This is a genomic window from Shewanella waksmanii, from assembly GCF_043643685.1.
Lineage (GTDB): Bacteria > Pseudomonadota > Gammaproteobacteria > Enterobacterales > Shewanellaceae > Shewanella > Shewanella waksmanii_A.
The window spans coordinates 219,216-232,148 of record NZ_JBHZSN010000003.1; the positions used below are offsets into that span (position 1 = coordinate 219,216).

Annotated in this window: 11 protein-coding genes; 4 read left to right on the plus strand and 7 right to left on the minus strand. The window is 46.2% G+C overall.

Annotation, left to right across the window (positions count from 1 at the left end; all coding sequences use genetic code 11):
• Positions 1-122 precede the first annotated feature (122 nt).
• Together ACHUFW_RS06020 and metB are read right to left on the minus strand one after the other, a co-directional pair.
• On the minus strand, positions 123-2,516 hold the full coding sequence (locus ACHUFW_RS06020; protein ID WP_394201433.1) for a bifunctional aspartate kinase/homoserine dehydrogenase II: 2,394 nt from the start codon (positions 2,514-2,516) through the stop codon (positions 123-125).
• A gap of 21 nt (positions 2,517-2,537) precedes the next feature.
• Positions 2,538-3,704, minus strand: a complete 1,167-nt coding sequence (gene metB / locus ACHUFW_RS06025; protein WP_394201435.1) for a cystathionine gamma-synthase — start codon at positions 3,702-3,704, stop codon at positions 2,538-2,540.
• A gap of 212 nt (positions 3,705-3,916) precedes the next feature.
• Between metB and metJ the strand changes: the two genes are divergently transcribed.
• Positions 3,917-4,231: a met regulon transcriptional regulator MetJ gene (gene metJ, locus ACHUFW_RS06030; protein WP_028773715.1), complete on the plus strand. Its 315-nt coding sequence runs from the start codon at positions 3,917-3,919 to the stop codon at positions 4,229-4,231.
• A gap of 72 nt (positions 4,232-4,303) precedes the next feature.
• The gene (locus ACHUFW_RS06035; RefSeq protein ID WP_394201716.1) at positions 4,304-5,044 is read left to right on the plus strand and encodes a sulfite exporter TauE/SafE family protein; all 741 of its coding nucleotides are present in this window, start codon (positions 4,304-4,306) and stop codon (positions 5,042-5,044) included.
• A 55-nt stretch (positions 5,045-5,099) separates the two neighbouring features.
• Here the strand turns inward: ACHUFW_RS06035 and traF are convergent, their stop codons facing one another.
• Both traF and ACHUFW_RS06045 read right to left on the minus strand, forming a co-directional pair.
• Positions 5,100-6,236 (minus strand): conjugal transfer protein TraF, encoded by a 1,137-nt coding sequence (gene traF, locus ACHUFW_RS06040; RefSeq protein ID WP_394201437.1) that lies wholly within the window; start codon positions 6,234-6,236, stop codon positions 5,100-5,102.
• A 155-nt stretch (positions 6,237-6,391) separates the two neighbouring features.
• The gene (locus ACHUFW_RS06045; RefSeq protein ID WP_394201439.1) at positions 6,392-7,291 is read right to left on the minus strand and encodes a LysR family transcriptional regulator; all 900 of its coding nucleotides are present in this window, start codon (positions 7,289-7,291) and stop codon (positions 6,392-6,394) included.
• A gap of 116 nt (positions 7,292-7,407) precedes the next feature.
• Here ACHUFW_RS06045 and ACHUFW_RS06050 point away from each other — a divergent pair, with 116 nt between their 5' ends.
• Positions 7,408-8,127, plus strand: a complete 720-nt coding sequence (locus ACHUFW_RS06050; protein ID WP_394201441.1) for an SDR family oxidoreductase — start codon at positions 7,408-7,410, stop codon at positions 8,125-8,127.
• A gap of 294 nt (positions 8,128-8,421) precedes the next feature.
• Positions 8,422-9,567: a putative sulfate/molybdate transporter gene (locus ACHUFW_RS06055; protein WP_394201442.1), complete on the plus strand. Its 1,146-nt coding sequence runs from the start codon at positions 8,422-8,424 to the stop codon at positions 9,565-9,567.
• A gap of 294 nt (positions 9,568-9,861) precedes the next feature.
• Here the strand turns inward: ACHUFW_RS06055 and ACHUFW_RS06060 are convergent, their stop codons facing one another.
• Genes ACHUFW_RS06060 through ACHUFW_RS06070 form a run of 3 tightly spaced genes read right to left on the minus strand, consistent with a single transcriptional unit; the run spans position 9,862 to position 12,573 of the window.
• Entirely contained in the window at positions 9,862-10,404 is a 543-nt protein-coding gene (locus tag ACHUFW_RS06060) for a response regulator transcription factor (RefSeq protein ID WP_394201444.1), read from the minus strand.
• Positions 10,392-11,636, minus strand: coding sequence for an ATP-binding protein (locus ACHUFW_RS06065; protein WP_394201446.1), 1,245 nt, complete (start codon positions 11,634-11,636; stop codon positions 10,392-10,394). Before ACHUFW_RS06065 ends, ACHUFW_RS06060 begins: the two co-directional genes overlap by 13 nt.
• A 4-nt stretch (positions 11,637-11,640) precedes the next feature.
• A complete protein-coding gene (locus tag ACHUFW_RS06070) occupies positions 11,641-12,573 on the minus strand; it encodes a dTDP-4-dehydrorhamnose reductase family protein (RefSeq protein WP_394201447.1) in 933 nt (310 codons plus the stop codon).
• Positions 12,574-12,933: the final 360 nt, after the last annotated feature.

Sequence of the window (12,933 nt, forward strand, 5' to 3'; positions counted from 1 at the left end):
GCAAAAACGTCTGATTGATAAATTAACTATTCATCACACAGTACAACTGCGCAATAGCCTTAAATAGCAATAGCCGTTGGCATAAAAAAAGGATGCCGAAGCATCCTCTTTTAACGGTTAACTTACTCTTGCAGTAAGTCGCGACATATCTGCGCTAAATCTGACTGCACCGCCGCGGCGGTCACTTCGCGCCCCGCTCCCGGCCCGCGAATAATCAGCGGGTTATCTTGATAGAAAGCGCTGCGTACCACAAACACGTTATCGCCTGGTGTCAGGTTGGCATAAGCATGGTCTCTATCGACCCATTGAATACCCACTGCGGCTTTCAGCTCGCCGTCAACCATATCCAGTGACGCGACATAACGCAGTACTTTATCTTGCTCAGCGGCAGCTTGGAACTGCTGCAGCATATCAGCATCAATTTCACCGATGCGTGCAATAAATTGCTCAGTAGAGATATCGGCCAGCTCAGCCGGCACCAAGGAGTTTAACTCAATGTCTTCTAGCTCAATTTCATGGCCAATTTCTCGGGCCAATATCAACAATTTGCGCTGCATATCTCGGCCAGATAGATCATCACGAGGATCAGGTTCTGTAATGCCTAAACCTTTCGCTTCTAGCACCAACTGTGAAAACGGCTTACTGGCATCAAAATGCTCAAATAACCAACATAAGGTACCCGAGAAAATACCGCCGACGGCTTCAATGCGATCGCCGCTATTGTGTAGATCATTGAGCGCATGTTGCACCGGCAGACCAGCACCACAGCTGGCATTGTAGCGCCAGAACAAACGACGATTACCCAGTTGCTGCTTTAACTCGCGGTAGAAAGCTAGCGGACCAGAACCTGCAAGTTTATTGGCACTCACCACATGAATACCACGAGAGAAAAACGCCGGATATTGCAAAGTTAAATCTGCGCTTGCGCTGATATCTAAGGCAATAATTTCATCGCAATCTAAACTCTGTAGCTTGTCAAACAACTGGCTGTATTGCCAAGGCTCAGCTTGACGCTCAAACGCTTGTTGCCAACTGTCTAAGTCAATGTCGGTTTCACTGAGTAGGGCTTTTTTAGAACTGAGTAGGCCAATCAGCTCAACGCTTGCCTCTAACTCTTTATTCAAATTGGGTCTGGCTTGCTTAAACAGATCGATCCAAGCCTCGCCGATGTTGCCCACACCCAGTAGTAACACACCAATGCGCTTTCTCGGGCCAGCACAACGACGGTGAACTTTTTGGGTCAACAAATTCACCTGCGACTTAGGCACTAAGGTGACTAAGCTAAGGCCATCATTACATAATGGTCGCGCTTCGCGGCTTAATAGTCGTGCAAAGCCGCGTCGGTACAAGTTGGCATCGGCGCTCACTAAAGCCACTAAACCAAAATCTTGTAGTACCGAAATCTCGCTCAAGCCTAACTCGCTGCTATGGGACTCTAAAATAGCCAATGCTTGTTTTTCATTTTCGTGAGTAAAGGCGAGTTCGACACGGTTTTGCGTCAATGGCCAATGCGCCAGAGGGGTTAATCCCGCATCAGCAAAACAAGCCAATAGTTGCGCTAACGGGGCATTAGCACTGAGCTGCAATAGCGAAACAGAGCCTAAACTTGTCACAACAGGGGCACTGGCCTGAGAGCTTTTAGGCGCAATTAAGGTAAAATCGGTGTGCGGCGCATAGCTGGATCGCACCGCTAAGCTCACATCCGTATCAAATAGGGGCTGCAGGGTCCGATTATGTAACACCGGAGAGCCTAAGTGTGCCAGACGGTTAGCTTCGGTTAACGACATGCTTTTTAACAATTTGGCGTCATTGATTCGATTAGGATCTGCGTTGAAAACTCCTTCAACATCAGTCCAAATGGTCACCCTTTCAATATCTGCAAGACTCGCTAATAGGGTCGCGCTAAAGTCTGATCCATTACGGCCAAGCAGCAAGGTATCGCCAGATTCATTTGCACAAATAAAGCCTGTGATGACAATGCGTTGACTAGGATGATTATCAAGCATAGCTTTAACTTTTTGTTTAGATTCTTGCAAACGAATTTGCGGTACCGCGGCTTCATCGGCGACTAATAGCGTGCGGGCATCCACATCAACAGCGGCAACACCAGACTCACGTAACAACGCAGCCAACAGGCATGATGACCAACGCTCGCCAAAGCTCACGACTTGATTACTTTGGTATTCAGTCAATTGCTCCAGTGATAGCAGGCTAATCAACTGTGATTTATCAGTCGATAGGCGTTCACGTAAGCTGCGAGCTTGTTCATTAGATAGCAGTTGCTCAATCAGGTTTTGCTGGTAGCTCATTAGCACCTGCAGCTCCTCTTGCCACAACTCACCGTTTTCTCTTAACGCCAATAACTTATAGAGGAAGTTAGTGCTTTTTCCAGCAGCGGACACCACGATTAAGTCATCACTATGACCGTGGGTCAGCAAGATATGGGCAACACGGCGATAGCAGTCGGCATCAGCTAAGCTAGAACCACCAAATTTGTGTAAATGACATCGTGTCATTAGTTACTCCTAAAAACCTGCTTAACAACCAGCCGCGACTGCGGCGTCTAACGCTGCACGAATATCAGCTACTAAATCTTCACCATCTTCGATACCTACCGATAAACGAATCAAGGTATCGTGCACGCCTGCTTCAGCACGTGCCTGCGCATCCATAGCGCGATGGGTCATGGTGGCAGGAACAGCAACTAAACTTTCCACACCACCAAGACTTTCAGCAACTGAGAAGTAGTTTAACGCATTTAGGAAGGCAACAAGTTGTGTTTCTCCACCTTTTAATTCAAAACTCAACATGGCACCGAAACCTGCTTGCTGTTTAGCGGCAATGTCGTGACCTGGGTGATCCTTAAGGCCTGGGTAATACACTTTATCTACTGCACCGTGCTGAGTAAGCACATCCAATACTCTTTCTGCATTGGCTTGATGCTCACGAATGCGCACAGCAAGGGTTCGAATACCGCGCAAAGTTAAATAACTATCAAATGCTGAGCCGGTTAATCCAAGGGTATTGGACCACCAATGTAATAACTCACCCACCTCAGCATCTTTTGCAACCACGGCACCACCAACAACGTCACTGTGGCCGTTGATATATTTAGTCGTAGAATGAATCACAATATCAGCACCTAACAATAGTGGCTGCTGTAAGATGGGGGAAAGGAAGGTATTGTCGACAACAACTTGAGCACCCACGTCGTGGCTAGCCTGGGCGATTTTCTCAATATCAACAACACGCAAAAGTGGATTTGATGGCGTTTCCAACCAGACCATTTTCGGCTTGTTAGCAATCGCTTCAGCTAAAGCCGCCTCGTCGGTTTGATCGACAACAATCAGCTTAAATGCTCCTTTGTTGGCAAGATTGGTAAACAAACGGTAGCTACCGCCGTAGCAATCGTGAGGAACAACCAACAAGTCGTCGGGGCCTAATAAACTCGTGACTAACGTAATCGCCGCCATACCAGTGCAAGTGACCACACCCGTGGCGCCCTTTTCTAGTTCAGCTATTGCATCACCTAAAATACAGCGAGTTGGGTTACCCGATCGGCTATAGTCAAAGTCACGAGGATTTTTATGACCATCAAAAGAGTAGTTAGTAGAAAGATAAATAGGAGGAACAACGGCTCCGTGTTGAGTATCAGATTCAATACCTCGACGAACTGCTGCGGTGGCCAATTTACGCTCTGTCATTCTCTACTCCTAAAAATCAATATAGACACGTAAGGATGTCTGGACGTCTAAATGTACCTAAGCCCTTCCCCTCAGTCAACCAATTTTAGCCATTTAGACGTCCAAACATGTAGAAATCTATTTGCAATTAGTAAAAATAAGAGGCAATAATTTGACTGTATTTTGTAAGGGTATAAAATCTGCCCCGAATTTGAGAATTTACAGGTGAGTCGATGACTGAATGGAATGGCGATTATATTAGCCCTTATGCCGAGCATGGCAAAAAAAATGAACAGGTAAAGAAAATCACTGTTTCAATTCCGCTAAAGGTACTAAAAGTATTAACTGACGAACGTACTCGCCGCCAAGTTAATAACCTTCGCCATGCCACCAATAGTGAGCTGCTATGTGAAGCATTTTTGCACGCATACACTGGCCAACCATTACCAAACGATGAAGACTTGTCTAAAGATAAGCCTGACAGCATGCCTGCTGAAGTGAAGCGCTTAATGGATGAAATGGGTATCGAGTGGGAAGAACTCGAATAACCTCGCTGACGTGACCTAAAGTTGTTGTAGGGGATCGCTGTGCGATCCCTTTGTTTTTCATAGGGGTAAATGATGTTCGACGTTATCGATCCACACACATTAATTTTGGCCTCTGTGATCATTTTTGCCGGCGCACTAACCCAAAGCTTAATTGGATTTGGGTTAGCTGTAGTGGCCTCGCCGTTACTTTATCTGGTTGACCCACAGTTAGTGCCAGCACCCGTTATTGTCATGGGGTTTGCGATTTCACTACTTACCCTGATGCGCGAACGTGCTTCCCTTGAGTTTAATGGTTTGCAATACGCGCTATTAGGTCGAATCCCTGGCGGTTTTCTTGGCGCAGCTTTGCTGGTTTTTGCCCCGCAACCGATCCTCGGACTAGCCATTGCAGCCATTGTTTTGATGGCGGTTTTGCTCAGTGTAATGAAATTCAATCTCGCCATTAATAAGCAAAGCCTATTTGCCGCTGGCGTGTTATCTGGAGTGTTTGGCAATATTGCGGCGATTGGCGGTCCACCAATGGCCATTTTGCTCGCAGGCAAAGATGCCAAGCAATTTCGCGCAGCGCTGTCAGCCTTTTTCATTTTTAGCTCGATGATTGCATTAACCATCTTAGCGGTGACAGGATTATTGACCAGGGCGCACTTAAGCGTGTCAGTGTTGTTGTTACCCTCGGTGATGCTCGGCTATTTAGTTGCTAATAGAATTGTTGGCCATATTGATAAACAAAAAACCCGTAGCATGACATTGCTACTGTGTTTTGTCAGCGCATTGATTCTGATCATAAAGTCCAGCATTGAACTCAGCAGCTAAAGCACTACACTGATGCAGTGATGAGTGAAAAGAGGTAAAGGGGTAAAGGGGAGTGTTAAAAGTGATAAGAGGTTTTCAATACCCCACCTAGCGCCTCATCACCGCCAACTAAGCCCGTAAAATCAACACTAAAGCTAGGGCCAAATGACATGCCAGTACCTATGGTATAAATATCGGCTTGATGGGCCAAGATATCATGACTATAGCCTAAACTCACCGACAACCAATCAGTTGCTTTTAACGCACCAGCAAAGCGGACATACTGACTATCTTCAATCTCTTCAAACCCCTGATTAGCATTCAACTCGATATCAGAAATTAGACTGATTGAGCGCCATTGGTATGCCACTGCGGCATTGTATATTGGGGTTAGCTGAAAATCATAACTACCAGCACCATTGAGACTATACACATCGATATCTTGTGCAATTAAATTACTGCCACTTACTCCTAACACTAAACCGGGTAACGGCTGCAGCGCCACGCCAATATCAAGGTTAGTTGCCGATTGCTCAGTAGCCATCTGTTGTGGCTCACTGCCTTGTTGAAGCAGCACATTGTCGGCCATATGGGCGGTATAAAAGGTTTGCAACTTGGGTTTAATCTGCACTGCGATCGGCATATCCACAATCGAAAGCGGCATCAGCATCGACACGCCATAATCCATTGATTCAACTTCGGCAATAGGCGGGGTTTCTAGCAGCATGTGCTCATGTTCCATACCGATTTGATTGCCAGTAAAACTCGCCATTGGTAGCTGTTCATTTGCAGGCCGCTCTTTTGCAACATAGCCATTTGCAGCCCGCTCTTTTGCAACATAGTCATTTACAGCATAGCCATTTGCAACACGCTCAACCGGCGACCAGTTAGCGGGCGCCCAATTAACCGACTGCTCAGCGGTGTAAAAAGCGGGTATTTTTTGCTGACCAACATGACTGCTTTGCAAGGCTTCACTAGGATAACTGTAAGACGCATTATCTTGAATCAGCACCACAGACCAGTTGGTGCCCACCACAGAAAAAGTAGCATTTGCATCAGCGATTTGGCTCAGTCTTTGATAGGCTGTTTGATTCGCTTCTTGATTCGCTTCTTGAATCGATAGTTGATTAATATAGGGGCTGTCTTCAGCTTGCAAATTAGCTGAAGTTGTCAGGATAAACGCCATGCCAAAACAAAGATGAAGTCGTTTCATTTCATTCTGCCCTTATATTATTTTTGTTGTGTGATGCTATTTCTACGCACCGAACTTAAAGATAGTTCAACAAACGCCAATCGGCAGAAATTTTTCACCATTTAACAAAAATATTTTTCTAAGGTTGCAGCCAATATCAGCAGCAGTTTATCTGACTAGTTTTTCACGTAATGACTGAACTCTTCAACGACAAAATTAGCAAACATATTAAAGCGTAATGCCCGGTGCGGGTCTTTGTGATAGACCAAGTAAACCGGTGTATCAGCGACTTTCCAATCGCTAAATACTGGCACGAGTCGCCGGTTTGCCAGCTCCTCAGGGCAATAGAGTGTCGGCAGCCTTACGATACCGTTGCCCGCTAGTGCACTGGCGATCATCGCTCGGCCATTTTTACACTTAAAACCGCCGGAGATCGCCACCTCCGCATGCAGCTCTGAATTATCTCTATGCTGATAGTGCCAATGATCAATACTGCCGGTGATGCAATAATGCTGTTTTAACTCTCGCGGATGCTGCAAACTACCGCGTTGTGCTAGGTAATCCGGAGAGGCCAAGGTTTCATTGTTAAGGGTCAGCAGTTTTCTTGCGATCAAATTCGAGTCTGGCAAGCTCCCCATACGAAACACAAAATCAAACTGATCTAATAATAAATCCACTCGCTGGCTGCTAAAGTCGAGCTCGACTTCAATATCTGGATAGCGCTTAACAAATTCGCTCACTAAAGGCGCAACAATGTCTTCGCCAATAAATCCCCCCACCGAGTTAATCTTGATTTGCCCTTTAGGTGTATTGGTAATATCCATCGCCTGAGCACAGGCTGCATCAATGATATTCAATGCTTGGCGACACTCTTGATAAAACAACTGTCCCTGCTCAGTCAGCCGTTGTGCACGAGTCGTGCGCATAATTAAGCTGACCCCCATACTCTTCTCTAACTTGTTTAATTGCTTAGATAAATGAGAGCGGGAACAATTGAGCACCTCAGCGGCCTGAGTAAAACTACCACTATCAGCAATCACTAAAAACGTTTGAATTAACGACAGTTCAATCGCCATAACACACCTATTTGTAATCATGTGTAAACAATCATATTCCTATAACCCCATATATCAACAATAATCTTTTCTATAATCTTGTCTGCATTGAAATACAGTCAACAAGTGAGACAACAATGAAACCATTAATCGTAATTACAGGTGCTTCATCGGGTATTGGTGCAGCAATGGCAAAAGCCTTCAGTGCAAAAGGCCACCCATTACTATTACTTGCTCGTCGCCTTGAACCTATGCAAGCGTTGGCATTAGATAACTGCATGACCATCAGTGTTGATGTCACCGATGGCGCGGCCATTAGCGAAGCGATTGCCCAAGCTGTGGCAAAATTCGGCCCAGTTGGCTGCCTAATCAACAACGCAGGCGTTATGCTACTTGGACAAGCTGACCAACAAGATCCAGCTGAATGGTCACGTATGCTCAACATCAACGTCATGGGCGTGCTAAACGGTATTCATGCCGTGCTAGCGGATATGAAGCAACGTAAAACCGGCACCATTATTAACGTTAGCTCGATTGCTGGGCGTAAAACTTTCCCGAACCACGCAGCCTACTGTGCAACTAAGTTTGCCGTGCATGCGTTAACAGAAAATATTCGTGAAGAGGTTGCCATGGATGATGTACGTATGATCACCATCGCACCAGGTGCTGTAGAAACAGAACTGCTTAGCCATACAACCAATGACGATATCAAAGTAGGTTACGAGGATTGGAAGCAAGAAATGGGCGGCGTTATCGCACCAGAAACCATTGCTGATGCTGCACTGTTTGCCTTCGAGCAGCCACAACATGTTTGTGTTCGTGAAATTGTCTTAGCTGCAACACGCCAACAACCCTAAGTCAGTTGTATAAGCCAAGCATTATGGCGCCGCCTTCGTCTAGAAAACAATTTAGATAAGCACTGCATTAGCTATCGCCAATATTATACTAATCGGCATAAGAAAGTGATCACATCTTTATGCCGATTGGTATTAGACTCCTTGTCCCACCTTGTTGGGCAAGTGCGTCATCTTGTCTCACTCTGCCCCCCAGTCACAGCCACAATTCGCGCCAATACCCCTTGAAACAGTAAGGTATTGATTCTGGCATCTTTCTTGCTGTTATCTAGCTGTTGTTTTTCCACGGCAAGTTATATGACATGTAAGTACTCTTTTTTAAATCGTTGTGATCGTTTAAGTGGTGAATTTAGCGGGGCTTTTGCAGACCTCGGCACCTTCCTACCTTTAGTTCTTAGCTTAATTGCATTAAATCAGTTTTCGCCCCAAGGCATATTTATGGGTTTTGGGCTGTTTGCGCTATTTATTGCGATATATTATCGGCGCCCCATTCCTGTCCAGCCAATGAAAGTCATTGCGGCTTTAGTGATTGCTCAAGGCTTAACACCTGGTATGCTGCAAGCCAGTGGCATCTTAATGGGCATTATTTTATTGGTACTCGCCTATTCTGGCGCCATTACTTGGATGGCTAAACAGTTATCGCCGGCTGTCAGTATCGGGATCCAGCTTGCCATTGGTTTGCAGCTCATCTGGATGGGCGGGCTAATGATGAGTAACACTTGGAGCATCGGCCTCATCGCCCTAGCGGTGATCTTTCTCAGCCGTTTTTTACCACTACGCTACTTAGCTATGCCTGCTGTACTTGGCGCAGGAATGTTGTGGCAATACCATACTGGCGCCGCTGACAGCTTTACGCCAATAGTTGAAACCCAATGGACCATTGGCTGGCCAACACTAGATGAATGGACATCTGCAGCAGGGCTACTTGTACTGCCTCAACTGGCATTAACCTTAACCAATGCCGTTATTGCCACCTCGGCCATGGCAAAAGATAAGTTCCCTGAAGATGGTGACCGACTCGCACCAAAACAGTTAGCTAAAACGTCTGGATGGGCAAACTTACTGCTGGCCCCCTTCGGTGCCACGGCTATGTGCCATGGGGCTGGCGGCCTAGCTGTACAGCATCATTTCGGCGCGCGAACTTGGATAGCACCCGCCATTTTTGGCAGTAGCTGCATATTGATTGCATTGGCTTGGGGACCCGGCATCGCAGGCATGCTGTCGCTTATCCCACTTGCAGTGTTAGGTAGCCTACTCACTATTGCAGGCTCCCAGCTTGCGTGGTCGCGACGATTTATTGATGGCAGACCATTCTGTATTCTGGTGATTTTTTCAACAGCAGCTGTGTGTTTGCTAGTCAATACGGCTGCTGGGTTGGCTGTGGGAGTTGTCCTAGAAATGGGTCGTCGCCAATGGCTCACCATTTCAGATCTTAAATCTTAGCCCACTCGTTTAGATTTAATGCCTTATCTAGAGGCTAAATGCAAAACCGCAACTGCGACAAGGTGTCGCAGTTGCGGTTTTTTTCTTTGCCAGCGCCATATTTGATTGCAACAATCTGCCACAAGCCAAATCTTTAACATTTATGGGAACTTCACCACTGCAAATTACCCACCCCGAATTGTTCTACTCTCCTCTAAGATAGCGTTCGGGGATTCTTTTCAAGCCACATACTTTAATCGTATTTCGCTACTGATCAACGGGCTTAGTCATCAACCGGCCTAGTCATAAACCAGCTTATTCATGAACTGGTTTTTTCAACAATTTACGTTGCAAAGTGCGGCGGTGCATGCCTAATTGCCTAGCCGTGGCAGAGACATTACCGCCATTGGCAGTCAACACCTGTTGAATATGTTCCCACTCTAAACGTTTTGGACTCAATGGCGCATCATCTAGCTCAACGTCAGCTAGCTCATTGGGACGCACGTTCAATGCATTGAGCAATGTCTGCGTATCGGCCGGCTTAGCTAAATAGTTGTCAGCCCCAAGTCTGATAGCTTCAACAGCTGTGGCAATACTGGCGTATCCGGTCAATAACACCATGACCACATCGGGCAACAACTGACGCAGTGGTGCTATCATCGCTAAGCCATTATCTTGGGCGAGTTTCATATCCAGCAAAATATGCGAAGGCTTAAATTGGCGTGCCAACAACAAGCCTTGGCTCGCATCATGGCTACACTGACACTCAAAACCATGTTTGCCCATACGCCGTGCCAGCACCCCGGCTAGGGCGACATCATCCTCAATGATCAATAGTTTTTGGCTCAATTTTCCCATACCGGCAACTCCACTTGTGCCAATGTGCCACCTTGTTGATGACTGCTCAATAACAATCGCCCGCCAAGACGTTCAAAACTAGAATGACTGAGCATTAATGCAATCCCCATCCCCTTGGGCTTTTCGACAATATTATGGCCGAGTTGATTTAATAGGCCCTTAGGAATACCCGCACCAAAGTCTTTGACCACGACCAGAAGTTGCTGGGTTAAATCATCATGACTCAATTCAACTTCGACCCGATATTGCCCCTGCTTTTCAAAACTCGCACGGGCACCATTTTCAATTAATGACAGTAGTGCTGGTAACAAGCTGGCATCACTGCTCAACTGTAAGCCTAAGGATTGCGGCACTGACGTTAACTGCAATTGCACCTGCGGCATCAATAACGCAACCTGCTCTCGCAACTGTTCAGTCAAGGCTTCAACCGCTTGGAGTTGCGGCTCACTTTGCCTAATAGACTCGGTTGCCTGACGCAAATCAGCAAGGGTCTTTTCACAAACACCTAGGGCAGCATTCATATCAGCTAACATAGGATCATCTTTGGGCAAGTCATCACTAAGCTCATCAATTAACAGGCGTAAACTCGCTAAAGGAGTCGCCAATTGATGTGCCATTTGCGCTGAGGCCGTACCTAATGCCAGCAGCTTCTCTTGTCGCAGCTGAGCTTCTCGCATGTAAGCAAGCTCAGCATCTTGGCGGCGCATTCGTTTAGCAATGTATGCCACTGTCGTCGTCAACACTAGCGAGGAGATCACAAAGTTGAACCACATCCCCAAATAATGGGATCCCATGTCCATACCATGGTGATGCATGCTCGATTCTGGAATAGAAAACACCATAACCGAGTACGCAAGCGTTGATATCGCAGCCAAAGTCCAAGGAGCCCAATAAGGTAATAGAATCGCTGAAATCGCAATGGGCATTAATAACAGCGAAATAAACGCATTGGTGGCACCACCAGAGAAATACAGCCAGCTGATCCAAAAACAACTATCAATCGCCAAGGCGAAAAATAAACGCTTGTCACTACTGAGTAACCTGTCACGATGCCAAATCACTACGGCTAAATAAATCGCTTCAACCAGTAAGGTTAAATTGAGCAACGGGCTGTGTAGCGACAGGCCAAAAGTATCGGCAAAAATAAAGGTTAGGCATAACTTTAATACCAACCCCATTGTCCACAACAAAGCGAGTTGTTCGCCTGCGCGGTAGGCATTGTTCAACTGCATGGTATTATTTCTCCTGCTGATGCAGTTGCATACCAACCAGGTTTAAGGCTTGGGGGGAATCAGCCAAAGCTTGGTAAGCGCCTTCTAAAAAACTCAACTCAGATTTGATGCCTAACTCATCTAAACGTTGGCACAAAAGACTACAATCTTGAGGCCGCTTAGCGGTATCTGTCGGTAAATCTGCCGCCTCAAGGTGCTCAGCACTTTTGCCCACTAACTTAGCAAGCTTGAGCAACATATCGTATTTACTCATCCGCTCCGATGCGCTGAAATGGTAGATGCCATGTACATCACCTGTGACTTTTTTACGCTGTATCAACTTCACTAAAGTCTGGGCAATATCTGCAGTGCTTGTCGGTGAGCGAACCGCCCAGTTATCTATGCTTTGTGTCTGCTCGGCATTTAGGTGCTGTAGTAAAACCAACACCGCTGACTCATCAATTCGTTCAACCTGGCCGTACAAAATCGGCAAACGCAAAATCACAAAGTCATCACTGACTGCCTGAACCACCTGTTCACCGCGCCATTTGGATTCACCATAAAAGTTCACCGGATTAGGCTTATCAAGCTCAGTGTAATTGCTCGCCGTGCCATCAAACACATAATCGGTTGAAATATAAATAAGCCAGGTATTATGACGTTTAGCGGCCAATGCTAAAGCGCGGGTTGCTTCAACATTGAGCGCCAGTGCAGCTTGAGGGTCTTGCTCCGACACATCTGGTCGACGCTCCGCGGCGCAATGGACAATAATATCTGGAGCTATGGTCGAAAAGGCCTCATCAATCGCTTCTGCACTGGTTAAATCAATAGATTGTAATGGTGGGCGAGTGCGACGGTATGCCGATCCAACCACCTCAAACTGTGGCTGCTGCGACAACTCAGCATATACTGCACGCCCTAACAAACCACTCGCCCCGGTTACCAGCACTTTACTCATCAATCCGCCCCCAATTTCAACTTGTGCTGCTAGTGTATGGGGTTTCAGTCACTATGGGTAGTCAAGGCTTTCTTCTCGATTTGATTTATACCAATCTCGGTATTACTTTGGTCGGGATTAGCAGTTGAAAAGCTGCAATATGAACACAGCGAGTCGTTCAACGCATCGTAAAAACAGCACATTTAATCGATCGCTTTTGACTCAGCCTCCCGAAAAAATTTAACCGTAAAAGAGCCACACCCTAGTGAAAAACACTGGCACTATTCGCATTCAAAGCTGAACATTTTTTATTCAACTGTAAGGATGACTCGTCAAAGATTTTGGTGTATACAATATTTAAAATACAAAAATAATAACTAT

What these genes read in the sequence shown, in the direction of transcription:
- ACHUFW_RS06055 (WP_394201442.1), top strand. Translation starts at nt 8,422, where the DNA reads ATGACATGTAAGTACTCTTTTTTAAATCGTTGTGATCGTTTAAGTGGT.
- traF (WP_394201437.1), bottom strand. Translation starts at nt 6,236, where the DNA reads ATGAAACGACTTCATCTTTGTTTTGGCATGGCGTTTATCCTGACAACT.
- ACHUFW_RS06035 (WP_394201716.1), top strand. Translation starts at nt 4,304, where the DNA reads ATGTTCGACGTTATCGATCCACACACATTAATTTTGGCCTCTGTGATC.
- ACHUFW_RS06050 (WP_394201441.1), top strand. Translation starts at nt 7,408, where the DNA reads ATGAAACCATTAATCGTAATTACAGGTGCTTCATCGGGTATTGGTGCA.
- metB (WP_394201435.1), bottom strand. Translation starts at nt 3,704, where the DNA reads ATGACAGAGCGTAAATTGGCCACCGCAGCAGTTCGTCGAGGTATTGAA.
- metJ (WP_028773715.1), top strand. Translation starts at nt 3,917, where the DNA reads ATGACTGAATGGAATGGCGATTATATTAGCCCTTATGCCGAGCATGGC.
- ACHUFW_RS06045 (WP_394201439.1), bottom strand. Translation starts at nt 7,291, where the DNA reads ATGGCGATTGAACTGTCGTTAATTCAAACGTTTTTAGTGATTGCTGAT.
- ACHUFW_RS06060 (WP_394201444.1), bottom strand. Translation starts at nt 10,404, where the DNA reads ATGGGAAAATTGAGCCAAAAACTATTGATCATTGAGGATGATGTCGCC.
- ACHUFW_RS06020 (WP_394201433.1), bottom strand. Translation starts at nt 2,516, where the DNA reads ATGACACGATGTCATTTACACAAATTTGGTGGTTCTAGCTTAGCTGAT.
- ACHUFW_RS06070 (WP_394201447.1), bottom strand. Translation starts at nt 12,573, where the DNA reads ATGAGTAAAGTGCTGGTAACCGGGGCGAGTGGTTTGTTAGGGCGTGCA.
- ACHUFW_RS06065 (WP_394201446.1), bottom strand. Translation starts at nt 11,636, where the DNA reads ATGCAGTTGAACAATGCCTACCGCGCAGGCGAACAACTCGCTTTGTTG.